The sequence below is a fragment of the Burkholderia sp. BCC0398 genome (genome assembly GCF_902833245.1).
Lineage (GTDB): Bacteria > Pseudomonadota > Gammaproteobacteria > Burkholderiales > Burkholderiaceae > Burkholderia > Burkholderia sola.
This window is the reverse complement of record NZ_CADFEM010000007.1, coordinates 146673-170845: the sequence shown is the minus strand read 5'-3', so window position 1 is coordinate 170845 and position 24173 is coordinate 146673. Positions and strand designations below refer to the sequence as shown.

Genomic DNA, 24173 nt, shown 5'->3' with positions numbered 1-24173 from the left:
ATTCTTCTGACGCCAGCGTGGCGTCGCTCTCATCACGGGTAACTGCCTTGTTGAATTCTGTGCTCGATTTTCTTTCCCACGGGCTCCTGCATTTTTCGTGGTGGCAAGTCGCGTTGTTCGCGCTCGCCGTCACGCACGTCACGATCATCGGCGTGACCGTCTACCTGCACCGCTGCCAGGCGCACCGCGCGCTGGAGCTGCATCCGATCGCGAGCCACTTCTTCCGGTTCTGGCTCTGGATGACCACCGGCATGCTGACCGGCCAGTGGGCCGCGATTCACCGCAAGCACCACGCGAAGTGCGAGACCGAGGAAGATCCGCACAGCCCGCAGACGCGCGGCATCTGGAAGGTGTTCCTCGAGGGCGCCGAGCTGTACCGCGCGGAAGCGAAGAACGAAGAGACGATGCGCAAGTTCAGCCACGGCACGCCGAACGACTGGCTCGAGCGCAATGTGTACTCGAAGTACCCGATTCTCGGCATCAGCATGATGATGGTGATCGACGTCGCGCTGTTCGGCGTGCTCGGCCTGACCGTGTGGGCCGTGCAGATGGTCTGGATTCCGTTCTGGGCCGCTGGCGTCGTGAACGGCTTCGGTCACTTCTGGGGCTATCGCAACTTCAACTCGGCTGACGCGAGCACAAACCTGTTCCCGTGGGGCATCGTGATCGGCGGCGAGGAACTGCACAACAACCACCACACGTTCGCGACGTCGGCGAAGCTGTCGAACAAGTGGTACGAGTTCGACATCGGCTGGATGTACATCCGCATCATGTCGGCCTTCGGTCTCGCGAAGGTGAAGAAGGTCGCGCCGACGCCGCGCCTGAACAAGCCGAAGACGGTGCTCGATCAGGAAACGCTGCAGGCCGTGCTGTCGAACCGCTACGAAGTGATGGCGCGCTACGGCAAGGCCGTGAAGCGTGCGTACCGTCAGGAGCTCGCGCATCTGAAGGAACTCGGTTCGAGCGAGAAGTACCAGCTGATGCGCGGCGCGCGCAAATGGTTCCACAAGGACGCCGACGGCCTCGACGAGCCGCAGAAGAAGCTGCTGCCGGAAATCTTCGCGAACAGCCAGAAGCTGCATACGTACTTCCAGCTGCGCCAGGATCTCGCCGCGATCTGGGATCGTTCGACCGCATCGCGCGAACAGCTTCTCGCGCAATTGCAGGATTGGTGCCATCGCGCAGAACAAAGCGGCATCAAGGCGCTGCAGGAATTCGCGACACGCCTGCGTCGCTACGCCTGATTCGAAATCGATTAGAATCTCAGGACGTCACAAACCCCGCGTTGGCGGGGTTTTTTCATTTGGGCCGCTGGTTTTTGACGGATCGGCGGCGCCGGGATTGGTATGAGGTTTGGGGCAGGAGATATGGAGATGCAATCGACGATCAAACCCGTCGAGTACGACCGGCCCATCGCAACGGGGACCGTGTGTGGCGTCGGACAGGCATGGGCCAAGGTGCCCGACGCGCCGTCCGCCGAGGAGCGCGCTGCGCTGAAGGCGCGCATCAAGGCGTTGCTCGCCCGTGAAAAGGCCGTGCTGGTCGCCCACTACTACGTGGATGCCGAACTGCAGGAGCTGGCCGACGAAACGGGCGGCTGCGTCGCGGATTCGCTCGAAATGGCCCGCTTCGGCCGCGATCACGACGCGCAGACGCTGGTCGTCGCCGGCGTGCGCTTCATGGGCGAAACCGCGAAGATCCTGAGCCCGAACAAGCGGATTCTGATGCCCGACCTCGACGCGACCTGTTCGCTCGACCTCGGCTGCCCGGTCGACGAATTCTCGGCGTTCTGCGATGCGCATCCGGACCGTACCGTCGTCGTCTACGCGAACACCAGCGCGGCCGTGAAGGCGCGCGCGGACTGGATGGTCACGTCGTCGATCGGTCTCGAGATCGTTGCCAACCTGCATGCGCGCGGCGAAAAGATCATCTGGGCGCCGGACCGCCATCTGGGCAGCTATATCCAGAAGAAAACCGGTGCCGACATGCTGCTGTGGCAGGGCTCGTGCCTCGTCCACGACGAGTTCAAGGGCATCGAGCTCGACCTGCTGCGCGCCGAATATCCGGACGCGAAGGTGCTCGTACATCCCGAGTCGCCGGAAAACGTCGTGGCGCAGGCCGATGTCGTCGGTTCGACCACGCAACTGATCGACGCGGCCGTCAAGTTCGACGCGAAACGCTTCATCGTCGCGACCGATCTCGGCATCCTGCACAAGATGCAGCTTGCCGCGCCCGGCAAGACCTTCATCGCCGCGCCGACGGCCGGCAACAGCGCGACCTGCAAGAGCTGCGCGCACTGCCCGTGGATGGCGATGAACGGACTCGCGAACCTCGCCGACGTGCTCGAACGCGGTCACAACGAGATCTTCGTCGATCCGGCGATCGGCGAGCGCGCGCGTTTGCCGATCGACCGGATGCTCGAATTCGCGGCTGCACACAAGAAGCGCGTGCAGGCGAGCGGCGACCTGCAGCGCGACCAGCAACTGTTCGCGAACGTGGGGCCCGCATGAGCAACGCCGTCTCCCCGCTGTTCGACGCCGTCCGCGCCCAATACGGCGCGGCATTCGACGAAGCGATCGCGCGCAACGTGGCCGATGCGATCGCCGAAGACGTCGGCCCCGGCGACCAGACCGGGCGCCTCGTGCCGGCCGGCGAGCGCCGCCGTGCGCGGATCATCGTGCGCGAGGAAGCCGTGCTGTGCGGCGTGCCGTGGTTCGAGGGCGTGATCGCACGGATCGATCCGTCGATCGTCGTGCAATGGCGCTATCGCGAAGGCGACCGGATGACGCCGGATTCGACCGTGTGCGAACTCGAAGGGCCGGCGCGCGCGCTGCTGACGGCCGAGCGCAACGGGCTGAACTTCCTGCAGTTGCTGTCGGGTGTCGCGACCGCGACGCGCCGTTACGTCGATCGCGTCGAAGGCACGCGCGCGAAGATCCTCGACACGCGCAAGACGCTGCCGGGGCTGCGGCTCGCGCAGAAGTACGCGGTGCGCGTGGGCGGCGGTGAGAACCAGCGTCTCGCGCTGTACGACGGCATCCTGATCAAGGAGAACCACATCGCGGCGGCAGGCGGTGTCGGCGAGGCGCTCGACGCGGCGTTCGCGCTGGAGTCGGGCGTGCCGGTGCAGGTCGAAGTCGAGACGCTCGCGCAGCTCGACACGGCGCTCGCGCATCGCGCGCAGTCGGTGCTGCTCGACAACTTCACGCTCGACATGATGCGCGAAGCGGTGCGCGTGACGGCGGCCAGGGCCGTGCTCGAAGTGTCGGGCGGCGTCAATTTCGATACGGTGCGTGCGTTCGCGGAGACGGGCGTCGATCGTATCTCGATCGGCGCGCTGACGAAGGACGTGCGGGCGACCGACTATTCGATGCGGATCGTCGACTGACCGAAACGCGTTCGTCAGACAAAAAGCCGTTGGCGCGCACACGCCAACGGCTTTTTTCTTGGGCTGCGGTCGCCGCCGGGAAGGGCAGTGCGCCGCTCAGCGGCGCGAGCGCGGCGTGAGCACGCTCGGCAGCGCCTTCGGCAGCGTATGCGGCCAGTCGCGGCTGTAGTGCAGCCCGCGGCTTTCGCGGCGCGAGTACGCGCTTTTCACGATCAGCGTGGCCACGTCGACGAGGTTGCGCAGTTCGAGCAGATCGCGCGTCACGCGGAAATTCGCGTAGTACTCGTGGATCTCGTCGCGCAGCAGCGACAGCCGGTGCTTCGCGCGCTCGAGGCGCTTGTCGGTGCGCACGATGCCGACGTAGTTCCACATCAGGCGGCGCAGTTCGTCCCAGTTGTGGGCCACGACGACTTCCTCGTCCGCATCCGACACGCGGCTTTCGTCCCATGCGGGCAGTGCGGTGGGCGTTTGGGCGTCGAAGCCGGCCGCTTCGATCGCCTCGGCCGCCGCGCGGCCGATCACGAGGCATTCGAGCAGCGAGTTGCTCGCGAGCCGGTTCGCGCCGTGCAGCCCCGTATACGACGTTTCGCCGACCGCATACAGGCCGGCGAGATCGGTGCGCCCCGCGAGATCGGTGACGACGCCGCCGCACGTATAGTGCGCGGCCGGCACGACGGGGATCGGTTGTTTCGCGATGTCGATGCCGAATTCGAGGCAGCGCGCATGAATCGTCGGGAAATGTTCGCGCAGGAACGCTTCCGGCTGATGGCTGATGTCGAGATACACGCAGTCGATCCCGCGCTTCTTGATCTCGAAGTCGATCGCGCGTGCGACGATGTCGCGCGGCGCGAGCTCGGCGCGCGGATCGTGTGCGGGCATGAAGCGCGTGCCGTCGGGCAGCTTCAGCAGGCCGCCTTCGCCGCGCACGGCTTCCGAAATCAGGAACGACTTCGCGTACGGATGGAACAGGCAGGTCGGGTGGAACTGGATGAATTCCATGTTCGACACGCGGCAGCCTGCCCGCCATGCCATCGCGATGCCGTCGCCGGTCGCGGTGTCGGGGTTCGTCGTATACAGGTAGACCTTGCCCGCGCCGCCGGTGGCGAGCACCGTATGCGGCGCCTCGATCGTGATCGTGCGGTCGTGGTCGACGTCGAGCGCATACAGGCCATGACAGCGGCGGCCGGGCAGGCCGAGCCGGTCCGACGTGATCAGGTCGATCGCGTGGTGGTTTTCGAAGAACGTGATGTTCGGATGCTGGCGCGCGCGCGCCGACAGCGTCGCGAGCACCGCATGGCCGGTCGCATCGGCCGCATGGATGATCCGGCGGTGACTGTGGCCGCCTTCGCGCGTCAGGTGAAAGCCGAGTTCGGCCGCGTCGTCCTTCGTGAACGGCACGCCTTGCGAGATCAGCCATTCGATCGCTTCGCGGCCGTGCTCGACGATGTAGCGCGTCGCGCCTTCGTCGCACAGCCCGCCACCGGCGACCAGCGTGTCGTCGACGTGGTTCTCGATGCTGTCCGCCGAGTCGAGGACCGCCGCGATGCCGCCCTGCGCGTGATCGCTTGCCCCCTCCATCATCGAACGTTTCGCGATCAGCGCGACACGTCGCGTGCTGGCCAGGTTGAGTGCGACCGACAGCCCTGCCAGGCCGCTGCCGACGATCGCCACGTCGAATTTCATGCTGCATCTCCATCGTTACGCTTTTTGATCTTGAGTTCCGTCGGTCGTCGCCGCGGAAAGGGGAGAGCATACCGCGTCGGGCGCGAGCGCGCGCGCCAAAACAAAAAGCCCCGCGGGAGCGGGGCTTTTCGGTCGCCGTCAGGCTGGCAGAAACCGGAGATTACTTGATCTTGGTTTCTTTGTATTCCACATGCTTGCGGACGACGGGATCGAACTTCTTGATCGCCATCTTTTCCGGCATGTTGCGCTTGTTCTTCGTGGTCGTGTAGAAGTGACCCGTACCAGCGGTCGACTCAAGCTTGATCTTGTCGCGGGCGCCTTTTGCCATGATTCTGCTCCTTGGGCTTAGGCTTCGCCGCGTGCGCGCAGGTCAGCGAGCACGGAATCGATGCCGTTCTTGTCGATCAGGCGCAGACCGGCGTTCGAGACGCGCAGACGCACCCAGCGGTTTTCGCTCTCAACCCAGAACCGGCGGTTTTGCAGGTTCGGGAGGAAGCGGCGCTTCGTCTTGTTGTTGGCGTGGGAAACGTTGTTGCCGCTCATCGGCGCTTTCCCAGTTACTTGGCATACGCGTGCCATGAGAGCACTCCTAATACGCTAAATTCGGGGTTCGATCGCCGGTGAAGGTTCCATCGCACCGCCACGTGATCCATGGCTGCACTCAGAACGCCGTAGCCCTTACAGACAAGGCCCTTCGATGGCTAGAACTGGTTGGAAAAAAGACAGACGGCGATTCTAGCAGAAAAAGTTCAGAAAAATCAAACCTAATTTCGCTTCGCCGTTGCGGCGCCCTGGGGAAGGGCCGCCGCGCCACAGTCTACAGCCAACCGGCCCGTGCGAACGAAAAAGTATCGCTGACGCCGACGACGACGTGATCGAGCAGCCGCACGTCGACGAGCTCGAGCGCGTCCTTCAGCACGCGGGTCAGGCGGCGGTCTTCCGCGCTCGGCTGCACCGCGCCCGACGGATGGTTGTGCGCGACGATCAGCGCGGCGGCGTTCTGTTTCATCGCCTGCCGCACGATCTCGCGCGGGTAGACGGCCATGCGCGTGAGCGAGCCGCGCGCGATTTCCTCGATGTCGATCATGCGGTTGCGGGCGTCCAGGTAGACCGCGACGAACACTTCGTGCGGGAGCGTGCCGATCTTCATGCGCAGGCAATCCTCGACGGCGCCGGGCGAATCGATCTGCATGCCGTCCCGGGCCTTTTCCTCCAGCATGCGCCGGGCGATCTCGGTGACCGCGACCAGCCGCGCGGAGCGCGCGGGGCCGATGCCGGGGTGCGCCTCGAAATCGTCGGCGCCCGCTTCGAGCAATCCGCGCAGCGACTTGTATTGATCGATCAGTTCGCGGGCGATGACGAAGACGTCGTGACCGGGCTTGCCGGTGCCGAGCAGCAGCGCGATCAGCTCGTCGTCGGTCAGCGCGGCCGGCCCGCGCTCCAGCAGTCGTTCGCGCGGCCGCTCGGGCCGCCAGTCGGCCGGGCGGCGCTTGCGCCGGTTGATCGGGATGACGCGGGCCGGCGAATCGGCCGGCGCGTCGGCGGTGTCGCGGCATTCGGCCGACGGCAGGATGAGGCAGGGTGATGGCATGGTCTGAACTCCATTGGCGGCGGGCGGCATGCGCGACGTCGTCGCACTTTCCGCCTTGCACGCTCAGGTGACTTACAATATTGGCTTTGCGCCGGGCCATTCGGCCGTAGCGGGCGCCGACCGAACGAGTAATTCATGAGCCTCATCGATCTATCCGAAGTGAAGCCCGGTTCCCACGTCACGTTGCATTACCGGCTCGCACTGGCCGACGGCGCCGACATCGTCAACACCTTCTCGGACAAGCCGGCCACGCTGTTGCTGGGAGCGGGGCAACTGGCGCCGTCGCTGGAACAGATTCTGCTCGGGCTCCGGGTCGGCGACCACTCGACTTTTCAGCTAGCGCCCGAGCAGGGGTTCGGTCCCCGCAATCCCGACATGCTCCAGCGCGTGACGCTGTCGACGCTGCGCGAGAACGGGATGGTCGGCGACGACTTCACGCCGGGCGAACTCATCGAGTTCAACGCACCGGATGGCGGTCGCTACGCGGGGGTGCTGAAGGAAGTCAGCGAGACCTCGGCGCTGTTCGACTTCAACCATCCGCTCGCGGGCCAGGCGCTCACGTTCGAAGTGAAAATCATCGGAATCCTGTAATCATGAGTACCACCGATACGCTGTCCGGGCAGACCGTCGCCGCCGACGCCGAAATCCTGCTGGCCCAGCCGCGCGGTTTCTGCGCGGGCGTCGACCGCGCGATCGAGATCGTCGAGCGCGCCATCGCGATGCACGGCGCGCCGATCTACGTGCGTCACGAAATCGTCCACAACAAGTACGTGGTCGAGGATCTGAGGAAGAAGGGCGCGATCTTCGTCGAGGAGCTCGAGGAAGTGCCGGCCGGCAATACCGTGATCTTCAGTGCGCACGGTGTGTCGAAAGCCGTGCGCGACGAGGCCGACGTGCGCGGCCTGCGCATTTACGACGCAACCTGCCCGCTCGTCACGAAGGTGCACGTCGAAGTGGCGAAGATGCGCCAGGATGGCGTCGACATCGTCATGATCGGGCACAAGGGCCATCCGGAAGTCGAAGGCACGATGGGCCAGGTCGAGCGCGGCATGCACCTCGTCGAAAGCGTCGAGGACGTACAGAAGCTCGAGCTCGCCGATCCCGAACGCATCGCGCTCGTCACGCAGACGACGCTGTCCGTCGACGACGCGGCCGAGATCATCGGCGCGCTGAAGGCGAAGTATCCGAAGATCCGCGAGCCGAAGAAGCAGGACATCTGCTACGCGACGCAGAACCGCCAGGACGCGGTGAAGTTCATGGCGCCGCAATGCGATGTCGTGATCGTGGTCGGCAGCCCGAACAGCTCGAACTCGAGCCGGCTGCGCGAAGTGGCCGAAAAGCGCGGCGTGGCCGCGTACATGGTCGATGCACCGGACCAGATCGATCCGGCGTGGGTCGCCGGCAAGCGCCGCATCGGCGTGACGGCCGGCGCGTCGGCGCCCGAGGTGCTCGCCCAGGCCGTGATCGCGCGGCTGCGCGAACTCGGCGTGCGCAACGTCCGCGCACTCGACGGCATCGAGGAAAACGTGTCGTTTCCGCTGCCGCGCGGGTTGAACCTGCCGCCCGCCGCCTGATTGCCGCATCGCACCCCGCGGAACACCGAAGCGCGCCTTCCCGGCGCGCTTTTTTTGTGCCTCGAAATTCATATCGCAACCATTATTCCCAGCGATGGTGCAACCCGGTTGCTCTCGGCTCGCGCAATCGTGTCTCAAAATTGGTTGCAATGCAGGAAAACCCCATCGAATCAGGAATATTGGCGGCCTATAAATGGAGTTACAATGCGGCCGTTTTCAAGCCGGAATGGCTTTGAAACGGGTTTTGGCAAGGCGCGGGAGACCATTCAATGCATGTGAAGTTGGCTTACGCCGTGTCCGTCGCCGCACCGGTTGCAATGCTTGCCGGTTGCAGCAAAAAGAGCGACGACGGGGCGGGCAGGAAGGCTGCGGGGTTCGCGGCACCATCGGCCAGCGGCGTGCGCGCCGCCGGAACCGGACGGGCGGCGCCATCGGCGCGCCGTCTCGTGCAACAGGGCAGGGACAAGGAAAACGGGGCACGTTTGACGATCGAGGAAATCAACGCGCTTGGACCGGCGACCGGTCCGGCAGCGGGCATGCCGGCTGCATCGCGGCAAGCCGCCGGTCGACGGAAGCCGGACGATCGCGGCGTTGCCGGCAGCGTGCAGACGCCTCTGTTCCCCCTTCAATTCGATTCGACGAAACAGCGCGCCGCCGCGACCGACCGTGTCGTGGCGCGCCGTCTGGTTCGTACGATGGATTCCGATGCAGTCCTGACGAACGTCGGGCGCGGCCGTCGCAACGCCTTGTCGGGCGACGTGGCGCGGAATCCGATCCGTCCTGGCGCGATGCTTGCATGGCACCGGACGGACCAAGGCACGGATGCCGGGAAACCGGACGACGGCCGTCTCGGCATGCTGCCCCACGACTTCAAGGAGGCCACGAACACCGTCCTCGATGTCGTGACGATTTAGCGACGGGACTCATGACGGCACCGGATCAGTGCGGTGCCGTTTTTGTATCCGCTCCGGCGGCAGGTCCGGCCGTACAGGCCGGGCGGCGCGCGCCGGGACGATCCACCCTTACCGGTATCGACTAGTACCCGCAGTGTCGCCGAGAAGGCGCGATTCCTCGCTTACCCGCGGGGCGCAACGTCCTCCGGCAGCACGGGCCAAGGAGCTTTAAATGGATATTTTCGTCCAGCAGGTTCTCAACGGGCTGGTGCTCGGCAGTGTGTACGCCATCATCGCGTTGGGATACACGATGGTGTACGGCATTCTCGGCATCATCAACTTCGCGCACGGCGACGTGCTGATGATCGGCGCGATGGTCGCGCTGTCGGCCATCACCGTGCTGCAGAATCACTTTCCCGGACTCGGCAACGTCGCGACGCTGACGATCGGCCTGGGCATCGCCGCGGTCGTCTGTGCGTTCGTCGGCTTCACGATCGAGCGCGTCGCGTACCGGCCGCTGCGCCGCGCGCCGCGCCTCGCGCCGCTGATCACCGCGATCGGCGTGTCGATCCTGCTGCAGACGGCTGCGATGATCATCTGGTCGCGCAACCCGCTGCCGTTCCCGCAATTGCTGCCGACCGACCCGATCAACGTGATCAAGGCCACCGACACGACGCCCGGCGCCGTGATCTCGGTCACCGAAATCGTGATCATCGCGGTCGCGTTCCTCGTGATGGGCGGCCTGCTGCTGCTCGTGCACAAGACCAAGCTCGGCCGCGCGATGCGCGCGATCGCCGAAAGCCCGAATACGGCGAGCCTGATGGGCGTGAACCCGAACTTCGTGATCTCCGCGACGTTCATGATCGGCTCCGCGCTCGCCGCGCTGGCCGGCGTGATGATCGCGTCCGAATACGGCAACGTGCACTTCTACATGGGCTTCATCCCCGGCATGAAGGCGTTCACGGCCGCGGTGCTCGGCGGGATCGGCAACCTCGGCGGCGCGATGGTCGGCGGCGTGCTGCTCGGCCTGATCGAGCAGCTCGGGGCCGGCTACATCGGCAACCTCACGGGCGGCGTATTCGGCAGTAACTACCAGGACGTGTTCGCCTTCGTCGTGCTGATCATCGTGCTGGTGTTCCGTCCGTCCGGCCTGCTGGGCGAACGGGTCGCGGACCGCGCGTAACGGAAGGGGAGCAAACAACATGACATCCATTCAACCGATCGAATCGTCGACGTCGCTCGTCGAAGAGCGCAACACCGCCAAGACCGTCGTCATCGGCCTCCTCACTGCGGTCCTCGTGATCGCCGCGCCGATCGTGATCGGCTCGGCCGGCGGCAACTACTGGGTCCGCGTGCTCGACTTCGCGATGCTGTACGTGATGCTCGCGCTGGGCCTGAACGTGGTGGTCGGCTTCGCCGGCCTGCTCGACCTCGGCTACATCGCGTTCTACGCGGTGGGCGCGTACACGGCGGCGCTCCTGAGCTCGCCGCACCTGACCTCGCAGTTCGAGTGGATCGCGGCGCTCGCGCCGAACGGCCTGCACGTGCCGTTCCTGCTGATCGTGCCGATCGCGATGGCGCTCGCGGCGACCTTCGGGATCCTGCTCGGCGCGCCAACGCTGCGCCTGCGCGGCGACTACCTGGCGATCGTCACGCTCGGCTTCGGTGAAATCGTCCGGATCTTCATGAACAACCTCGACCGTCCGGTGAACATCACCAACGGCCCGAAGGGGATCACGGGCATCGATCCGGTGCACGTCGGCGGCTTCAACCTGTCGCAGACGCATACGCTGTTCGGCTTCCAGCTGCCGTCGGTGTACATGTACTACTACCTGTTCGTGCTCTGCTCGCTGCTGGTGATCTGGGTGTGTACGCGTCTGCAGCACTCGCGTATCGGCCGCGCGTGGGCCGCGATCCGCGAAGACGAGATCGCCGCGAAGGCAATGGGCATCAACACCCGTAACGTGAAGCTGCTCGCGTTCGCGATGGGCGCGTCGTTCGGCGGCCTGTCGGGCTCGATGTTCGGCGCGTTCCAGGGCTTCGTGTCGCCCGAGTCGTTCACGTTCTGGGAATCGATCGTCGTGCTCGCGTGCGTGGTGCTCGGCGGCATGGGCCACATCCCGGGCGTGATCCTGGGTGCGGTGCTGCTCGCGATCTTCCCGGAATTCCTGCGTTCGACGATGAGCCCGCTGCAGCATGCGCTGTTCGGTCATGACATCGTCGATACGGAAGTGATCCGTCAGGCGCTGTACGGCCTCGCGATGGTGATCATCATGCTGTATCGCTCGGAAGGCCTGTGGCCCGCGCCGAAGCATGAGGACAAGATCGCGAAACTGGCGAAGCGCAACAGCAAGAAGCCGGTGCGCGCGTAACCTACGGACAAGGGGATAAACACATGAGCGACAAGCAAATCCGACTGTCCGTCTCGGGCGTGAACAAGCGCTTCGGCGGGCTGCAGGCGCTGTCCGACGTCGGCCTGCAGATCAAGGAAGGCGAGATCTACGGGCTGATCGGCCCGAACGGCGCCGGCAAGACCACGTTCTTCAACGTGATCACGGGCCTTTACACGCCGGACTCCGGCGACTTCAAGCTGGACGGCACGAACTACACGCCGACGGCCGTGCACCAGGTGGCCAAGGCCGGCATCGCGCGCACGTTCCAGAACATCCGCCTGTTCGGCGGGATGACGGCGCTCGAGAACGTGATGGTGGGCCGCCACGTGCGCACCAAGCACGGGCTGCTCGGCGCGGTGTTCCAGACGCCGGCCGAACGTCAGGAAGAGCGCGAGATCAAGGAACGCGCGATCGAGCTGCTCGACTACGTCGGCGTGCTGCAGTACGCGGACTACACGTCGCGCAACCTGTCGTACGGTCACCAGCGCCGGCTGGAAATCGCCCGTGCATTGGCGACCGACCCGAAGCTGCTCGCGCTCGACGAGCCGGCAGCCGGGATGAACGCGACCGAGAAGGTCGAACTCACGCGCCTGCTCGACAAGATCCGTTCGGACGGCCGCACGATCCTGCTGATCGAGCACGACGTGAAGCTCGTGATGGGGCTGTGCAACCGGATGACGGTGCTCGATTACGGCAAGGTGATCGCCGAGGGTCTGCCGCAGGACGTGCAGAAGAATCCGAAGGTGATTGAGGCATATCTCGGCGCAGGGGTGCACTGATGGCAGCGGCAATGTTGAAAATCAAGGGCTTGCAGGTCAACTACGGCGGCATCCAGGCCGTCAAGGGCGTTGACATGGAAGTCCGCCAGGGCGAGCTCGTGACGCTGATCGGCGCGAACGGCGCCGGCAAGACCACGACGATGAAGGCGATCACCGGCCTGAAGCCGTACTCGGCGGGCGACATCGAGTACGACGGCAAGTCGATCAAGGGCGTGCCGTCGCACGAGCTGCTCAAGCGCGGCCTCGCGATGGTGCCGGAAGGCCGCGGGATCTTCGCGCGGATGTCGATCATCGAGAACATGCAGATGGGCGCGTACCTGCGCAACGACAACGACCAGATCAAGAAGGACGTCGACCGGATGTTCGGCTTCTTCCCGCGCCTGAAGGAACGGGCGACGCAGCTCGCGGGCACGCTGTCGGGCGGCGAGCAGCAGATGCTGGCGATGTCGCGCGCGATTCTGAGCAAGCCGAAGCTGCTGCTGCTCGACGAGCCGTCGATGGGGTTGTCGCCGATCATGGTCGAGAAGATCTTCGAAGTGGTGCGCGAGATCTCGAAGGAAGGCATCACGGTGCTGCTGGTCGAGCAGAACGCACGCCTCGCGCTGCAGGCAGCCGATCGCGGCTACGTGATGGACTCGGGCACGGTCACGATGGAAGGCGACGCGAAGCAGATGCTCGACGATCCGAAGGTGCGCGCCGCGTATCTGGGCGAGTAAGCGATCGAACGAACGAGTCCGGTTGCGCGCGTCGCACCCGGGCTGTCGAAAGCCGTTACGGGAAACCGTGACGGCTTTTTTTCGTATGGGGCGATTCGCGTCGAACTGTGCGCACGAAGGCGACTCCATTCGACTATTGGATCGTGCATGCGGCTGGCGCGCCGGCCGCCCGCAGCCCGCAAACCGACACACGGGCCGCGTAGCATCGATTACCCATCGGCACACGGAGAACGCGCATGAGTCTGGACTACGGTTTCGTGAAGGCGAAGGTGAAGTCGATCGCGAAGCTGAAGGGTTCGCCGCACGGCAGCGAGATCCAGTATCACGTTCACCTGACGCTGGCGCTGCCGGCAGGTGACTGGGACGTCGCGATCAACGTCGGTACCAACGACGCGGACGACCTGCTGAACTACAAGCTCGTCTACGATTTCCATCATCCGGTCACGCAGACGCTCGCGGCCGCGGCCGAAGGCTACACGGACCTGACCGGGCAAACGGCGTTGCCCGCGCTCGACTATCTGCGCAGCGACATCCTGGGCGACACGGGCGCGTGGCGCGCGAGTGCGGTGATGGACGGCACCGAGCATCCGGAGCCGATCCCGTCGCTGCTGCGGCTCGTGAACGCCGCGCAGTCGCAGGGGCTCGACGTCGTCGTGTTCGGCCGCACCTATGCGCAAGGCAACGGCATCCACGACACGCACATGAACCAGGGCTCGACGGGTCCGAACTACCTGCATCGCGCGGGCGACGACCACAACGATCACAACGACGTGTGGCAGGACGGCGCGCTGCTCGTGCGCGTGAGCGACACGCAGTGGGCCGCGTATTTCGCGGCGTTCGAACAGCAGGCCGTGCCGACCGACGCGCTCGGCAATCCGCTGCCGGGTGCGGGGCCGATCACGCGCTGAGCCGCGCGGCGGCCGGCGGCGGTTTTACGCGACCGGCAGCGTCTTGCCGAACGAGATGCGTTCCTCGACGCGATAGCCGAGCGCTGCGTAGAAGCGGCATGCATCGTCGTTGCCGGGCAGCACCTGCAGGTTGATCTTCATGCAGCCGCGCGCGGCGAGCGCGCGTTCCGCATGCGCGATCAGCGCGCGGCCGACGCCGAGCCGGCGCGCGTCGTTCGCGACGCCGAACGAGTAGAGCCAGCCGCGATGTCCGTCGAAACCGGCCATCAGCGTGCCGACGACGCGCGCGCCGCTGATCGCGACGAAGAACAGTTCCGGCTGCGTCGCGAGCTTCAGCTCGATCGATCGCAGCGGATCGCGGTGCGGGGGCGCACCGGTCTCGTCGTACTGCGGGAACGCGTCGCGCCATACCGCAAGCACGGCATCGGTGTCGGCGCGTTCGAACGGGCGGATCGCGACAGCATCGGCGGCGGCATTCATCGCGGCGGTCTCTTTACAGCGTGTCGAGGATCGACCGCAGCATCGCCATCATCTGGTCGATTTCCTCGGTCGTCACGTTCAGCGCGGGCATGAAGCGCAGCAGGTTCGGCCGTGCGGCGTTCAGCAGCAGGCCGTCCGGTTGCATGTCGCGCGCCTTCTCGACGATCTGCGGGCCGATGTCCTTGCCGAGCAGCAGCGCGCGCAGCAGGCCTTCGCCGCGCTCGCCCTCGAAGCCGCGTTCCTCCGACAGCTCGAGCAGCTTGCGCTTCAGATACTCGCTGCGCGCGCGCACCCCTTCGAGGAAGCCGGGCGCGACGAGCTGCGAGATCACCGAATAGCCGACCGCCGTCATCAGCGGGTTGCCGTTGTACGTGCCGCCCTGGTCGCCGGCCTCGAACACCGCGACATCGGCCTTCGACAGCAGCGCGCCGAGCGGTACGCCGCCGCCGATGCCCTTCGCGAGCGTCATCACGTCCGGCTCGATGCCGGACAGCTCGTACGCGAACAGCGTGCCCGCGCGGCCGCAGCCGCTCTGCACTTCGTCGACGATCAGCAGCAGGTTGTGCTGCTTCGTCAGCGCGCGCAGCGCCTGCATGAATTCACGCGTGGCCGGGATCACGCCGCCTTCGCCCTGGATCGGCTCGAGCATCACGGCGACGGTCTTGTCGGTGATCAGCTTCTCGACCGACTCGATGTTGTTCAGCTCGGCCTTCGGGAAGCCCGGCACCTGCGGCGCGTAGATCGTGTCCCAGCCCGGCTTGCCGCTGGCCGACATCGTCGCGAGCGTGCGGCCGTGGAAGCTGTGGTCGAACGTGATGATCTCGTACGCGCCGTTCCTGAACTTGCGGCCCCACTTGCGCGCGAGCTTGATCGCGCCTTCATTAGCCTCGGCGCCGCTGTTCGTGAAGAACACCTTGTCGAACACGCTGTGCTGCGTGAGCAGGCCCGCGAGCTTCGCCATCGGCTCGTTGTAGAACGCCGGCGACGGATTCAGCAGCTTGTCGGCCTGCGTCTTCAGCGCTTCGACGATGCCGTCGTTGCAGTGGCCGAGGCTGTTGACGGCCCAGCCCTGGATGAAGTCCAGATAGCGCTTGCCCGTGTGATCGTAGAGCCACGAACCCTTGCCGTGCGTAAACACGATGTCGGGGCGGTTCGTGATGTACATCAGCGAGTCGATCGGATAATCGTTCAGGGGCATGGCAGCAGACTCCAGCGGGCGTTGAAAGGGAAACGGGCAATAAAAAAGCCACGGAAGGCCGTGGCTGGTGGGTCGAACAGCTTGTGCGTAACCGGTGAAGCGGAGGAGGGTTACGCGCGAGTCCGTGACGAGCCGGCGGCATCCGGGCGGAGCGGCGAGCGGCGACGTCGGAGAGCGGACAGGAAGCGGTTCATGTGCGCAAGCATAAGGCATCCCGCGCCCCACTGTAAACCGCCGCGATGCCACGGATGTGACACGGCGGGGCGCAGCGGGGCGCGGGCGCGCCCGCCGCTCAGACCGGATGCGCGAGGTCGGCGGCGCTCGTGAACGAGTCCGCGTAGAACTCGTCGGCCGGCAGCGCGTGGTGCTGCGTGAAGTCGCGCTGCGCGGATTCGACCATCACCGGCGCGCCGCACGCATAGACCTGGTGGCCGGACAGATCGGGCAGGTCCTCGATCACCGCCCGGTGGACGAAGCCCGTGCGGCCCGTCCACCGGTCGGCGTCGTCCGGCTCGGAGAGCACCGGCACGTACTTGAAGTTCGGGATCTCGCGCGCCCACTGCTCGGCGAGTTCGGCGAGATAGATGTCCTTCTTGCGGCGCGCGCCCCAGTAGAGCGTCATCGGACGCGTGATGCCCGAGTGCTTCACGTGCTCGATGATCGCCTTGATCGGCGCGAAGCCGGTGCCCGACGCGAGCAGCACGATCGGCTTGTCGGAATCCTCGCGCAGGAAGAACGTGCCGAGCGGGCCTTCGAAGCGCAGGATGTCGCGCTCCTTCATCGCGCCGAATACGTGGTCGGTGAACTTGCCGCCCGGCATGTGGCGGATGTGCAGCTCGATCGGGCCTTCCTCGTGCGGCGCGTTCGCCATCGAGTAGCTGCGGCGCGAGCCGTCCTTCAGGATGAATTCGACGTACTGGCCCGCGAGGTACTGCAGGCGTTCGTTGGCCGGCAACTGCAGCTTCACGACCATCACGTCGTCCGCCTTGCGTTCGAGCGCGGCGATCCGGCACGGCAGCTTCTTCACCTGCACGCCGTCGACGCCGGCGATTTCGCGCACGTCGATCTCGAGATCGCATTGCGCCTTCGAGCAGCACAGCAGCGCGAGGCCGCGCGTGCGTTCGTCGTTGGACAGCGCCGACGCGGCGTGCGGGCCCTGTTCGATCTGGCCCGACACGATCTGGCCCTTGCAGGAGCCGCACGCGCCGTTCTTGCAGCCGTACGGCAGATGGACGTTCTGGCGCAGCGCGGCCGCCAGCACGGTTTCATCCGACTCGACCTGGAATTGCCGGCCGCTTTGCTTGAGAGTGACGTTGAATGCCATAGAACCAAACTAGAACAAAATGGGGGGACCGTGCATGTCGCGCACGGCAGCTACAATGCAAAACCGTTGCGCGTCGCGCAACGGCGGCTACTGATCTCGCAACCAACATGATCGCGACACGAATCCTGCGCCGTCCGCGCGTACTGATCGTCGGCTGCGGCGACGTCGGCATGCGCTGCGTCGCGCAATGGCGTGACGCGCGCCCCGACCTGCGCATCCTCGCGCTGACGAGCCACCCGGCTCGCCGCGACGAACTGCGCGCCGCGGGCGCGACGCCGATCGTCGGCGACCTCGATCGCCGGGCGACGCTCGGCCGCCTCGCGGGCCTTGCCCGCACGATCCTGCATCTCGCGCCGCCGCCATCCGGCGGCCGCGACGACCGGCGCACGCGTGCACTGATCGCCGCAACGGCCATGCCCGCGCGTCGGCCGGCGGTACCGCCGGCATCGGCAGTCGGCCGGCTCCGAACGCTGCGCGGCGCGGCGCGACAGGCCGGCGCGTCCGTGCGGGCAGCGCGTATTGTACCCGAGGGTCTTCGCGCGCCGAGGCTGGTCTACGCCAGCACGACGGGCGTCTACGGCGACTGCGGCGGCGCGCGCATCGACGAAACGCACCCGCTGCGCCCCGCGAACCCGCGCGCATTCCGGCGCGTGTCGGCCGAGCGGCAACTGCGTGCGGCGACGGTGCGCGGCGTGCTGTCCGCGCGCATCGTGCGCATTCCCGGCATCTATGCGGCGAACCGTCTGCCGGTCGCGCGGCTCGAGCGCGGTACGCCGGCGCTCGAGCCGGCCGACGACGTGTACACGAATCACATCCACGCGGACGATCTTGCGGCGATCCTGCGTCGTGCGGCCGAGCGCGGCAAGCCGGCGCGCGCCGTGCACGCGTCGGACGATACCGAACTGCGGATGGGAGAGTATTTCGACCGGGTCGCGCAGGTGCTCGGCCTGCCGAAGCCGCCGCGTGTCAGCCGCGCGGACGCGGAGCGCGTGCTCGAGCCGACGCTGCTGTCGTTCATGCGCGAGTCGCGGCGCCTGTCCAACGCACGGCTCAAGGCCGAATTGTGCGTGACGTTGCGCTATCCGACCGTAGACGATTTCCTTCAAACGCTCGCGCCGGGCGGTGCGTCAGGTGAGCGCCGGTAACGCCTCGATCAGCAGGAAGCACAGCAGCGCACCGATCAGCGCGCCGATCAGGTTCGGATGATATTTGTGCTTCAGATGCATCGCGGCCAGCAGGCCGCCGATCACGATGACGCCGATGACCGCGAACGCGATCATCACGGACGACAGTTCGAAAGAATGGTTGATGTTCATGGTGTCTCCCCCTGCATCACTGCTCTTGCAGCTTGTGATTTCAGTATAGCGGGGGAACCTGCAGCCGAGAGGCCGCCAGGCACCGAACGGTCGTGCGGATTTTCCCTTACAGGGTTTGGACGGGATTGCGCAGCATGGAAAGGTCGGCTTCGTCGAGCCACCGCCATGCGCCCGGCGCGAGATCGGCCGGCAGCGTGAACCCGCCGATGCTTTCGCGGTGCAGCAATTCGACGCGGTTGCTCGCCGCCGCGACCATCCGCTTGACCTGGTGGTATTTGCCTTCGAGCACGGTCAGCGCGAGCGTGTGCGGGGCGCGGGCGTCGGCGGCGACGGCCGCGATCGGCTTCGGCTCGCCATGTAGTTGCACGCCGGTGCGCAGCGCGTGCAATTGCGCATCGTCGAGCGGGTGGCGCACGGTCGCGACGTAGGTCTTCGGCACCTTGCGCTTCGGCGACGTGTACGCGTGCACGAACTGGCCGTCGTCGGACAACAGCAACAGGCCGGTCGTGTCCTGGTCGAGCCGGCCGACGCACTGCACGCCGCGCGCGACGAGCGGCGCGGGCAACAGGCTGAACACGCTCGCATGGTGCTGCGGATCGCGCGAGCATTCGTAGCCGGCCGGCTTGTTGAGCGCGAGATACGCGCGTGCGTGGAACGGCCAGGCCGTATCGTCGACCGTGAACACGAGGCCGTCGGTATCGAAGGTGGCGTCCGGGTCGGGCGCGACGGCGCCCGCGACGGCGACGCGGCCTGCTTCGATCAGGCCGCGGCACTGGCGGCGCGAGCCGAAGCCCTGGGTGTAGAGAATGCTTTCGAGATCCATAGCGCGCGCATTCTATCAAGCGCGGGCGCCCGACCGGCATGAACGCGTCTGCGCTGGTAAGCTGCCGGAACTGCGCCGCGCGCGGCGCCCGTTCATTCTTCACGGACAGTCCATGCGTTTCGATTCATTCCCGTTCGGCCGACACGTTGCCACCGTCATCGTGGCCGCGACCGTTTCGTCGGCCGCGTTCGCGCACGCGCATCTCGCAACGAGTGACCCGGCGGCGGGTGCGACGCTGGCCACCGCACCGGCCGCCGTCACGATCGACTTCACCGAGCCGCTGGAGCCGGCATTCAGCTCGATCGTCGTCGTCGTCGTCGACGGCGACGGCAAGACGGTGTCGAACGACCGCGCGCGCATCGACGCGTCGAACCGCAAGCGGATGACGGTGCCGCTCGCGGCGCTCGGCACGGGCGCGTACGCGGTGAAGTGGGTGGCCGTCGCGACCGACGGGCATCGCACGCAGGGCGCGTACGGCTTCAGCGTGAAGTGACGCAACGGCGGCGGCAGGCCCGTGCCAGGGTTGCCGCTCGCCTTCATCCGACAGGGAGGCTCCCGCATGAATCCGACGACGCTCGACGCACTCGCCGATTTTCCCCGTCAGCTCGAAGCGCATTTCGCGGCCGTGCCCGACGGCTATGCGCGCTGGACCCCCGACGACTGGGCCGGCATGCCGAGCGAGCATTTCTCGCCGCTCGGGCAGCTCTGCCACGTGCGCGACATCGAGATCGACGGCTATCACGTGCGGCTGCGTCGCATGCTCGACGAAGACCACCCGCTACTCGTGTCGATCGATGGCGACGCGCTCGCGATCGAACGGCGCTACGGCGACGCGTATGCGTCCGACGTGCTCGCGGCGATTCGCGACGCACGGCGCGAGACGCTGGCGCTGCTGTCGCGCCTAACGCCCGAACAGTTCGAGCGTACCGGCGAATTCGACGGCTACGGTTCGCTGACCGTGCGCGGGCTGGTCCATTACCTGTGCAGCCACGACCAGCAGCACCTGGCCGGCATGCAGTGGCTGCTCGGCAAGATCGACGCGGCGCGGTACGCGCGCTGAGCCGGCCGGCGGCGGCGCCGCAATCGGTCGCGGAATCCGGCGCCGCCGTCGGTGCGGCAGATCACCTTGCGCGGCTTCGATTGGATCGGTTTTATGGATAATCCATCCAGCGTCGACCGGCTGATCGGCGCGTCGCGTATGCCTACACTCCTAGCTTCGTTCAACGAAAAAAGGAGTCAACCGTGGCAACTCATACGCTCGCAGACAAGGTCGTCCTGATCGCAGGCGGCGCAAAGAATCTCGGCGGCCTGATCGCGCGGGACCTGGCGGGCCACGGCGCGAAGGCGGTGGCGATTCACTACAACAGCGCGGCATCGCAGGCGCAGGCCGAGGAGACGGCCGCGGCGGTGCGCGCGGCTGGCGCGCAAGCCGCGACGTTCCAGGCGGACCTGACGACGGCCGCCGCGGTCGAGAAGCTGTTCGACGACGCGAAGCAGCGCTTCGGCAAGATCGACATCGCGATCAACACGGTCGGCAAGGTGCTGAAGAAGCCGTTCACCGAGATCAGCGAGGCCGAGTACGACGAGATGTTCGCGGTCAACAGCAAGTCGGCGTTCTTCTTCATCAAGGAAGCCGGGCGGCATCTCGAGGATCACGGCAAGCTCGTCACGCTCGTGACGTCGCTGCTCGGCGCGTTCACGCCGTTCTACGCGGCGTACGAAGGATCGAAGGCGCCGGTCGAGCATTTCACGCGCGCGGCGTCGAAGGAGTACGGCGCACGCGGGATCTCGGTGACGGCCGTCGGGCCGGGCCCGATGGACACGCCGTTCTTCTATCCGGCCGAAGGCGCCGATGCGGTCGCGTATCACAAGACGGCCGCCGCGCTGTCGCCGTTCAGCAAGACCGGGCTGACCGACATCGAGGACGTCGTGCCGTTCATCCGCCATCTCGTGACCGACGGCTGGTGGATCACGGGCCAGACGATCCTGATCAACGGCGGCTATACGACCAAGTAACCGGGCCGCTTGCGGCCGCGCGGCGCGCCGCAATGGCGCGTTTGCGTGGACAATGGACGGGCGCGCAGCCGCGAGGCCGCGCGCCCGTTTTCTCTTGTCGCCGAAGCCAGCCGCGCTGCGTGGCGGCCGGCGCCGACCGTCGTTCGAACTCGGGTTTCCCGTCGATGGACAAACTGGATCAGGTCAGGATCTTCCTGCAGGTTGCCGAGATGGGCAGCTTCATCAAGGCCGCGCATGCGCTCGACGTGCCGCGCGCGACCGTGTCGGCGGCCGTCCAGCAACTCGAGACGGCGCTCGGCACGCGGCTGCTGCACCGCACGACGCGCCAGGTGCAACTGACCGCCGACGGCGCGCTGCTGCTCGAACGCGGCCGGCGCCTGCTCGCGGAGGCCGACGAACTCGACCGCCTGTTCCGGCGCCGCGACCGCGACGTGGTCGGGCGGCTGAACGTCGACGTGCCGAGCCGGATCGCCCGCCGCGTCGTGGCGCCCGCGCTGCCGTCGCTGTTTCGCCGCCACCCGAAGCTGCAACTGTCGCTCGGGTCCACCGACCGCGCGATCGACCTCGTGCAGGAGGGCGTCGATTGCGCGATCCGCGTCGGGCGGCTCGCGGACAGCAGCCTCGTCGTTCGGCCGCTTGGGCAGTTCGCGCTGATCAACTGCGCGAGCCCCGACTACCTGCGCGAATGCGGCGTGCCCGAGCATCCGGATGCGCTCGCGCACGGGCACCGGGCGATCGGCTATGCGTCGCCGACGACGGGGCGCGAACTCGGCTGGGAATATTGCGCGGACGGGCAGCGGCACATGCTGACGCTGCCGAGCCGCGTGATCGTCAACAACGCCGAAACCTACATCGCCAGCTGCGTCGCGGGAATGGGGCTGATCCAGATTCCGCGCTTCGACGTCGAGCATCTGCTGGCAAGCGGCGCACTCGTCGACGTGATGCCCGGCCACCGCGCCGAGCCGATGGACGTGTCGGCCGTGTATCCGCACCGCCGGCATCGCTCGAGGCGGCTCAACGCGTTCATCGAGTGGTTCGGCGCGTTGATGGTGGAGGCATTGAACGACGAGGGCGCGAGCGACAGCGGCGACTGAAAGCGGCATCGTGCCGGTATCCGCGGCCGTCCGCCGATCACCGACTCGTGACGCCGCTCGATCGGCGCCGGCGCGAGACGGCGGCCCGTGCGGCGAGCGCGCCGCGCGTGCTCAGTCGGCGAACTGCCGCGTGCGCCCGGTGGCCCGCACCGCGTCGATCAGCGCGGCGCCGACGCCGGCGGGTTTCGACGCAAATGCGTAAAAGCGGGCGGCCGGCAGCGCCGGCAGGCCGTCGTGCGGCCCGCACGCGCGCAGGCCGTCGCGCAACTGGCTGCGCGCGAGCGCCGTGACCGCGAAGCCGGCGAGCGCGGCCGACATGCAGCCGGCCATGCTCGCGCTTTCGAACAGCACGCGAAACGGCCGCAGCGCCGCCGCGAGCGCGGACACCGCGGCTTCCCGATACACGCACGGTTCCGGAAACAGCGCGAGCGGCACGCGTTCCTCGGCGTCGAGCGCCGTATCGGCCGCGAATGCCCACACGAGCGGCTCCTCCCACAGCAGTTCGCCGGGCGTGTCGACCTGTCGGCACTGCTTGCCGAACACGACGTCGAGCCGGCCCAGCGATTGCTCCCGTAGCAGCGACGCGGTGATGCCGACTTTCAGTTCGATCGATGTGCGCGGATGGCCGTCGCGGAACGTGCGCAGCACCTGCGGCAGCCATGTGCCCGCGAAATCCTCCGACGCGCCGACTCGCAGCGGCCCGTGCGCCGGTGCGCCGCGCAGCCGCGCGCGCACCTCGCGCTCCATGTCGACGATGTTGCGCGCGTACGCGTACAGCGTGTCGCCGGCCGGCGTCAGCGCGATCCGGCGGGTCGTGCGCGCCAGCAGCACGGTGCCGGCCGCCTGTTCGAGCCGCTTGATGTGGCCGCTGACGGCGGACGGCGTCAGTGCGAGCCGTTCCGCGGCCGGCGCGAACCCGCGGCTGTCGACGACTTCGAGAAAGGTGCGCAGCAGCGCGATGTCGAGCGCGGTCGACGCGGGATCGGTCGGCGGTTCCATGGATCGATTCAACGCGATATTCGAAGAGTGAATCATGATACTCCGCGAATCGTGATGAAAGGCCGACCTACCATCGGAAGCTCATGCTGACCTGACGGAGTACACGATGACGACCTATACGCATGCGACGACCGCGTCGCTGGACGTTGCCTATCTCGAATGGAACCCGCGCGGCGAGCGCGTGGCCGTGCTGCTGCACGGCTGGCCGGACAGCCCGGTCGGCTGGGAGGCGGTGGCCGCGGGGCTGGCCGCACGCGGCTACCGCGTGCTCGCGCCCGCGTTGCGCGGCTTCGCGCCGACGCGCTTTCGCGACGCATCCGTGCCGCGCAGCGGCCAGCTCGCGGCGCTCGGGCGCGACCTGCTCGAATTCGTCGACGTGCTCGGCATCGAGCGGCCCGTGCTGGTCGGGCACGACTGGGGCGCCCGCGCGGCCGCGAACGCGTGCGGGCTGCGCGACGGTGCCGCATCGCAGCTGGTGATGCTGTCGGTCGGGTACGGCACCAACGATCCCGCCCAGCCGCTGTCGCTGCAGCAGGCGCGCAACTACTGGTATCACTGGTTCATGGCGACGCCGCGCGGCGAACAGGCGCTGCGCCACGACCGCCGCGCGTTCGCGCGCCTGATGTGGGATACGTGGTCGCCGCCGGGCTGGTATCGCGACAGCGATTTCGACGCGGCAGCCGTCGCGTTCGACGGACCCGACTGGATCGACGTCGTACTGCATTCGTACCGGCAGCGCTGGGGCTTCGCGCCGGGCGCGCCGGCCTATGCCGACGACGACGCGCGGCTGAACCCGGCGCCCGTGCTGGCGGTGCCGACGCTCGTGCTGCATGGCGGCGCGGACACTTGCAACCATCCCGACAGCTCGGCGGGGCGGGAGCGGTTCTTCGCCGGGCGCTACGAGCGGCAGGTGCTCGACGGAATCGGGCACTTCCCGCAGCGCGAATCCGCGGCGGCGGTCGCGGACGCGATTCTCCGGTTCTGCGAGCGGGATTGAC

General features: G+C 66.8%; 27 protein-coding genes. 17 read left to right on the top strand and 10 right to left on the bottom strand.

Annotated features, from left to right (window positions below; genetic code table 11):
* Positions 1 to 47: 47 nt before the first annotated feature.
* The 3 genes from HWX76_RS17405 to nadC all read left to right on the top strand — a co-directional run bounded on the left by HWX76_RS17405 (position 48) and on the right by nadC (position 3388).
* Positions 48 to 1244, top strand: coding sequence for an acyl-CoA desaturase (locus HWX76_RS17405; RefSeq protein WP_089488751.1), 1197 nt, complete (start codon positions 48 to 50; stop codon positions 1242 to 1244).
* A 129-nt stretch (positions 1245 to 1373) separates the two neighbouring features.
* Complete coding sequence (gene nadA, locus HWX76_RS17400) at positions 1374 to 2510, top strand: quinolinate synthase NadA (protein ID WP_176016088.1); 1137 nt, start codon at positions 1374 to 1376, stop codon at positions 2508 to 2510.
* A complete protein-coding gene (gene nadC, locus HWX76_RS17395; protein ID WP_050017538.1) occupies positions 2507 to 3388 on the top strand; it encodes a carboxylating nicotinate-nucleotide diphosphorylase in 882 nt (293 codons plus the stop codon). The genes nadA and nadC overlap by 4 nt, the downstream gene beginning before the upstream one ends.
* Before the next feature lie 96 nt (positions 3389 to 3484).
* Here the strand turns inward: nadC and nadB are convergent, their stop codons facing one another.
* The 4 genes from nadB to radC form a co-directional block, all read right to left on the bottom strand.
* Positions 3485 to 5071 carry an L-aspartate oxidase gene (nadB, locus tag HWX76_RS17390; RefSeq protein WP_050017536.1) on the bottom strand — a complete coding sequence of 529 codons (1587 nt, stop codon included), beginning with the start codon at positions 5069 to 5071 and terminating at the stop codon, positions 3485 to 3487.
* Positions 5072 to 5231: 160 nt separating this feature from the next.
* On the bottom strand, positions 5232 to 5399 hold the full coding sequence (gene rpmG / locus HWX76_RS17385; protein WP_006478046.1) for a 50S ribosomal protein L33: 168 nt from the start codon (positions 5397 to 5399) through the stop codon (positions 5232 to 5234).
* A 17-nt stretch (positions 5400 to 5416) separates the two neighbouring features.
* On the bottom strand, positions 5417 to 5650 hold the full coding sequence (gene rpmB / locus HWX76_RS17380; protein ID WP_004186391.1) for a 50S ribosomal protein L28: 234 nt from the start codon (positions 5648 to 5650) through the stop codon (positions 5417 to 5419).
* A gap of 238 nt (positions 5651 to 5888) precedes the next feature.
* Positions 5889 to 6662, bottom strand: a complete 774-nt coding sequence (gene radC, locus HWX76_RS17375) for a DNA repair protein RadC (protein ID WP_050017535.1) — start codon at positions 6660 to 6662, stop codon at positions 5889 to 5891.
* A 135-nt stretch (positions 6663 to 6797) separates the two neighbouring features.
* Between radC and HWX76_RS17370 the strand changes: the two genes are divergently transcribed.
* The 8 genes from HWX76_RS17370 to HWX76_RS17335 all read left to right on the top strand — a co-directional run bounded on the left by HWX76_RS17370 (position 6798) and on the right by HWX76_RS17335 (position 13925).
* The gene (locus HWX76_RS17370) at positions 6798 to 7253 is read left to right on the top strand and encodes a peptidylprolyl isomerase (RefSeq protein ID WP_069233031.1); all 456 of its coding nucleotides are present in this window, start codon (positions 6798 to 6800) and stop codon (positions 7251 to 7253) included.
* 2 nt (positions 7254 to 7255) lie between these two features.
* Entirely contained in the window at positions 7256 to 8236 is a 981-nt protein-coding gene (ispH, locus tag HWX76_RS17365; RefSeq protein WP_050017533.1) for a 4-hydroxy-3-methylbut-2-enyl diphosphate reductase, read from the top strand.
* A gap of 269 nt (positions 8237 to 8505) precedes the next feature.
* Positions 8506 to 9150 carry a hypothetical protein gene (locus HWX76_RS17360; protein ID WP_050017532.1) on the top strand — a complete coding sequence of 215 codons (645 nt, stop codon included), beginning with the start codon at positions 8506 to 8508 and terminating at the stop codon, positions 9148 to 9150.
* Positions 9151 to 9361: 211 nt separating this feature from the next.
* Complete coding sequence (locus tag HWX76_RS17355) at positions 9362 to 10312, top strand: branched-chain amino acid ABC transporter permease (protein WP_021160758.1); 951 nt, start codon at positions 9362 to 9364, stop codon at positions 10310 to 10312.
* 19 nt (positions 10313 to 10331) lie between these two features.
* On the top strand, positions 10332 to 11501 hold the full coding sequence (locus HWX76_RS17350; RefSeq protein ID WP_006488940.1) for an ABC transporter ATP-binding protein: 1170 nt from the start codon (positions 10332 to 10334) through the stop codon (positions 11499 to 11501).
* A 23-nt stretch (positions 11502 to 11524) separates the two neighbouring features.
* Positions 11525 to 12301, top strand: a complete 777-nt coding sequence (locus HWX76_RS17345) for an ABC transporter ATP-binding protein (RefSeq protein ID WP_050017531.1) — start codon at positions 11525 to 11527, stop codon at positions 12299 to 12301.
* Positions 12301 to 13017: an ABC transporter ATP-binding protein gene (locus tag HWX76_RS17340; protein WP_050017530.1), complete on the top strand. Its 717-nt coding sequence runs from the start codon at positions 12301 to 12303 to the stop codon at positions 13015 to 13017. The genes HWX76_RS17345 and HWX76_RS17340 overlap by 1 nt, the downstream gene beginning before the upstream one ends.
* Before the next feature lie 236 nt (positions 13018 to 13253).
* Positions 13254 to 13925 (top strand): DUF2278 family protein, encoded by a 672-nt coding sequence (locus HWX76_RS17335; protein WP_050017528.1) that lies wholly within the window; start codon positions 13254 to 13256, stop codon positions 13923 to 13925.
* A 24-nt stretch (positions 13926 to 13949) separates the two neighbouring features.
* Here the strand turns inward: HWX76_RS17335 and HWX76_RS17330 are convergent, their stop codons facing one another.
* The 3 genes from HWX76_RS17330 to HWX76_RS17320 form a co-directional block, all read right to left on the bottom strand.
* Positions 13950 to 14405: a GNAT family acetyltransferase gene (locus HWX76_RS17330; protein ID WP_050017527.1), complete on the bottom strand. Its 456-nt coding sequence runs from the start codon at positions 14403 to 14405 to the stop codon at positions 13950 to 13952.
* A 13-nt stretch (positions 14406 to 14418) separates the two neighbouring features.
* Complete coding sequence (locus HWX76_RS17325) at positions 14419 to 15603, bottom strand: acetylornithine transaminase (protein WP_050017526.1); 1185 nt, start codon at positions 15601 to 15603, stop codon at positions 14419 to 14421.
* Positions 15604 to 15895: 292 nt separating this feature from the next.
* Entirely contained in the window at positions 15896 to 16927 is a 1032-nt protein-coding gene (locus HWX76_RS17320; RefSeq protein ID WP_050017525.1) for a CDP-6-deoxy-delta-3,4-glucoseen reductase, read from the bottom strand.
* A 107-nt stretch (positions 16928 to 17034) separates the two neighbouring features.
* On the opposite strand from HWX76_RS17320, the gene HWX76_RS17315 reads away from it, so the two are divergent.
* Positions 17035 to 18072, top strand: coding sequence for an NAD-dependent epimerase/dehydratase family protein (locus HWX76_RS17315; protein WP_050017524.1), 1038 nt, complete (start codon positions 17035 to 17037; stop codon positions 18070 to 18072).
* Here the strand turns inward: HWX76_RS17315 and HWX76_RS17310 are convergent.
* The gene (locus HWX76_RS17310; RefSeq protein WP_050017523.1) at positions 18055 to 18243 is read right to left on the bottom strand and encodes a hypothetical protein; all 189 of its coding nucleotides are present in this window, start codon (positions 18241 to 18243) and stop codon (positions 18055 to 18057) included. The genes HWX76_RS17315 and HWX76_RS17310 overlap by 18 nt on opposite strands.
* Before the next feature lie 106 nt (positions 18244 to 18349).
* Positions 18350 to 19066: a 16S rRNA pseudouridine(516) synthase gene (locus HWX76_RS17305; RefSeq protein ID WP_050017522.1), complete on the bottom strand. Its 717-nt coding sequence runs from the start codon at positions 19064 to 19066 to the stop codon at positions 18350 to 18352.
* A 112-nt stretch (positions 19067 to 19178) separates the two neighbouring features.
* Here HWX76_RS17305 and copC point away from each other — a divergent pair, with 112 nt between their 5' ends.
* The 4 genes from copC (at position 19179) to HWX76_RS17285 (ending at position 22176) form a co-directional block, all read left to right on the top strand.
* A complete protein-coding gene (copC, locus tag HWX76_RS17300; RefSeq protein ID WP_176016087.1) occupies positions 19179 to 19559 on the top strand; it encodes a copper homeostasis periplasmic binding protein CopC in 381 nt (126 codons plus the stop codon).
* A gap of 66 nt (positions 19560 to 19625) precedes the next feature.
* A complete protein-coding gene (locus HWX76_RS17295; RefSeq protein WP_089488748.1) occupies positions 19626 to 20126 on the top strand; it encodes a DinB family protein in 501 nt (166 codons plus the stop codon).
* A 182-nt stretch (positions 20127 to 20308) separates the two neighbouring features.
* Entirely contained in the window at positions 20309 to 21082 is a 774-nt protein-coding gene (locus tag HWX76_RS17290) for an SDR family oxidoreductase (RefSeq protein WP_027785181.1), read from the top strand.
* Positions 21083 to 21246: 164 nt separating this feature from the next.
* Positions 21247 to 22176 carry a LysR family transcriptional regulator gene (locus tag HWX76_RS17285; RefSeq protein WP_176016086.1) on the top strand — a complete coding sequence of 310 codons (930 nt, stop codon included), beginning with the start codon at positions 21247 to 21249 and terminating at the stop codon, positions 22174 to 22176.
* 111 nt (positions 22177 to 22287) lie between these two features.
* On the opposite strand, the gene HWX76_RS17280 is transcribed toward HWX76_RS17285, so the two are convergent.
* Entirely contained in the window at positions 22288 to 23175 is an 888-nt protein-coding gene (locus HWX76_RS17280) for a LysR substrate-binding domain-containing protein (protein WP_089488746.1), read from the bottom strand.
* A 106-nt stretch (positions 23176 to 23281) separates the two neighbouring features.
* Here HWX76_RS17280 and HWX76_RS17275 point away from each other — a divergent pair, with 106 nt between their 5' ends.
* Positions 23282 to 24172 carry an alpha/beta hydrolase gene (locus tag HWX76_RS17275; protein ID WP_050017517.1) on the top strand — a complete coding sequence of 297 codons (891 nt, stop codon included), beginning with the start codon at positions 23282 to 23284 and terminating at the stop codon, positions 24170 to 24172.
* Position 24173: the final 1 nt, after the last annotated feature.

What these genes read in the sequence shown, in the direction of transcription:
- nadA (WP_176016088.1), top strand. Translation starts at nt 1,374, where the DNA reads ATGCAATCGACGATCAAACCCGTCGAGTACGACCGGCCCATCGCAACG.
- nadC (WP_050017538.1), top strand. Translation starts at nt 2,507, where the DNA reads ATGAGCAACGCCGTCTCCCCGCTGTTCGACGCCGTCCGCGCCCAATAC.
- nadB (WP_050017536.1), bottom strand. Translation starts at nt 5,071, where the DNA reads ATGAAATTCGACGTGGCGATCGTCGGCAGCGGCCTGGCAGGGCTGTCG.
- rpmG (WP_006478046.1), bottom strand. Translation starts at nt 5,399, where the DNA reads ATGGCAAAAGGCGCCCGCGACAAGATCAAGCTTGAGTCGACCGCTGGT.
- rpmB (WP_004186391.1), bottom strand. Translation starts at nt 5,650, where the DNA reads ATGGCACGCGTATGCCAAGTAACTGGGAAAGCGCCGATGAGCGGCAAC.
- radC (WP_050017535.1), bottom strand. Translation starts at nt 6,662, where the DNA reads ATGCCATCACCCTGCCTCATCCTGCCGTCGGCCGAATGCCGCGACACC.
- HWX76_RS17370 (WP_069233031.1), top strand. Translation starts at nt 6,798, where the DNA reads ATGAGCCTCATCGATCTATCCGAAGTGAAGCCCGGTTCCCACGTCACG.
- ispH (WP_050017533.1), top strand. Translation starts at nt 7,256, where the DNA reads ATGAGTACCACCGATACGCTGTCCGGGCAGACCGTCGCCGCCGACGCC.
- HWX76_RS17360 (WP_050017532.1), top strand. Translation starts at nt 8,506, where the DNA reads ATGCATGTGAAGTTGGCTTACGCCGTGTCCGTCGCCGCACCGGTTGCA.
- HWX76_RS17355 (WP_021160758.1), top strand. Translation starts at nt 9,362, where the DNA reads ATGGATATTTTCGTCCAGCAGGTTCTCAACGGGCTGGTGCTCGGCAGT.
- HWX76_RS17350 (WP_006488940.1), top strand. Translation starts at nt 10,332, where the DNA reads ATGACATCCATTCAACCGATCGAATCGTCGACGTCGCTCGTCGAAGAG.
- HWX76_RS17345 (WP_050017531.1), top strand. Translation starts at nt 11,525, where the DNA reads ATGAGCGACAAGCAAATCCGACTGTCCGTCTCGGGCGTGAACAAGCGC.
- HWX76_RS17340 (WP_050017530.1), top strand. Translation starts at nt 12,301, where the DNA reads ATGGCAGCGGCAATGTTGAAAATCAAGGGCTTGCAGGTCAACTACGGC.
- HWX76_RS17335 (WP_050017528.1), top strand. Translation starts at nt 13,254, where the DNA reads ATGAGTCTGGACTACGGTTTCGTGAAGGCGAAGGTGAAGTCGATCGCG.
- HWX76_RS17330 (WP_050017527.1), bottom strand. Translation starts at nt 14,405, where the DNA reads ATGAATGCCGCCGCCGATGCTGTCGCGATCCGCCCGTTCGAACGCGCC.
- HWX76_RS17325 (WP_050017526.1), bottom strand. Translation starts at nt 15,603, where the DNA reads ATGCCCCTGAACGATTATCCGATCGACTCGCTGATGTACATCACGAAC.
- HWX76_RS17320 (WP_050017525.1), bottom strand. Translation starts at nt 16,927, where the DNA reads ATGGCATTCAACGTCACTCTCAAGCAAAGCGGCCGGCAATTCCAGGTC.
- HWX76_RS17315 (WP_050017524.1), top strand. Translation starts at nt 17,035, where the DNA reads ATGATCGCGACACGAATCCTGCGCCGTCCGCGCGTACTGATCGTCGGC.
- HWX76_RS17310 (WP_050017523.1), bottom strand. Translation starts at nt 18,243, where the DNA reads ATGAACATCAACCATTCTTTCGAACTGTCGTCCGTGATGATCGCGTTC.
- HWX76_RS17305 (WP_050017522.1), bottom strand. Translation starts at nt 19,066, where the DNA reads ATGGATCTCGAAAGCATTCTCTACACCCAGGGCTTCGGCTCGCGCCGC.
- copC (WP_176016087.1), top strand. Translation starts at nt 19,179, where the DNA reads ATGCGTTTCGATTCATTCCCGTTCGGCCGACACGTTGCCACCGTCATC.
- HWX76_RS17295 (WP_089488748.1), top strand. Translation starts at nt 19,626, where the DNA reads ATGAATCCGACGACGCTCGACGCACTCGCCGATTTTCCCCGTCAGCTC.
- HWX76_RS17285 (WP_176016086.1), top strand. Translation starts at nt 21,247, where the DNA reads ATGGACAAACTGGATCAGGTCAGGATCTTCCTGCAGGTTGCCGAGATG.
- HWX76_RS17280 (WP_089488746.1), bottom strand. Translation starts at nt 23,175, where the DNA reads ATGGAACCGCCGACCGATCCCGCGTCGACCGCGCTCGACATCGCGCTG.
- HWX76_RS17275 (WP_050017517.1), top strand. Translation starts at nt 23,282, where the DNA reads ATGACGACCTATACGCATGCGACGACCGCGTCGCTGGACGTTGCCTAT.